The organism is Streptococcus sp. ELY_137 (assembly GCF_058314515.1).
In genome coordinates, this window is record NZ_JBZFUL010000032.1 from 1 (window position 1) to 790 (window position 790).

Below are 790 nucleotides of genomic sequence, written 5' to 3' on the forward strand. Positions count from 1 at the left end.
TACCTGTGGTGCTAGTTAAAAACAGTTAACAAAAAAGTTCATTTGGATTATACTGCAAATGAGAAAAAAACAGCAGAGGTAATCCAAATGAACCACCTACATTATACTGCTAAAGCCCATCATTTACAATACAGTATTCCTCAACTGGTCGCTATTTGCCGTCATTTTTATAAGACTTCAGCTCCTCTTGAGCTGAAACAGCGACGTCATGTCTCGCTATGCAAAGTATCAGACATACAGATTCTAACAGCTTTACTTTTCCAAAGTGAGTTAGGAATCACCTCTCAAAGGCACTTTTATCGTATCTATCAGTACTTGGTCGGTGGTGTCTTTTTGGAAAGGACTCGTTTCTACCGACGAGCGAAATATCTAATCCCCCTGTTAAAACTCATTCGCCAAAAGCTGACGGCAAGTATTGACCAAGAAACAATTGCTGTTATGGATAGTTTTCCTTTGCCAGTTTGCAGCTCTGTTAGAAATTTTAAAACTCGCATTTTCAGAGGTATCGCAGCTATTTCTTACAATCCTTCTAAAAAGATGTGGTTTTATGGGTTTAAAGTCCATGTATTGGTTACCTTGGAGGGATACGTTTTAAATTTCATTGTGACCCCGGCCTCAGTTCACGATTCTACAGTAGCTGAGGACCTACTAGAAGGATGTCCTATACCTATTATCTTAGGAGACTTGGGCTATCTTAGTCGCGAGCTAAAGGCTAACTTAGCTGAACAAGGCTATCACCTTTGGACACCTTGGAGGGAGAATATGGCAGGTGCAAAAGACCATAATCATT

At 40.0% G+C, this 790-nt stretch carries 1 protein-coding gene; it reads left to right on the forward strand.

Translation table 11 applies throughout. The annotated features are described in order from the left end of the window. Positions 1-87: 87 nt before the first annotated feature. On the forward strand, positions 88-790 hold a 703-nt coding region (locus tag AC4HAO_RS11285; RefSeq protein ID WP_491135399.1), incomplete at its 3' end, for an IS982 family transposase.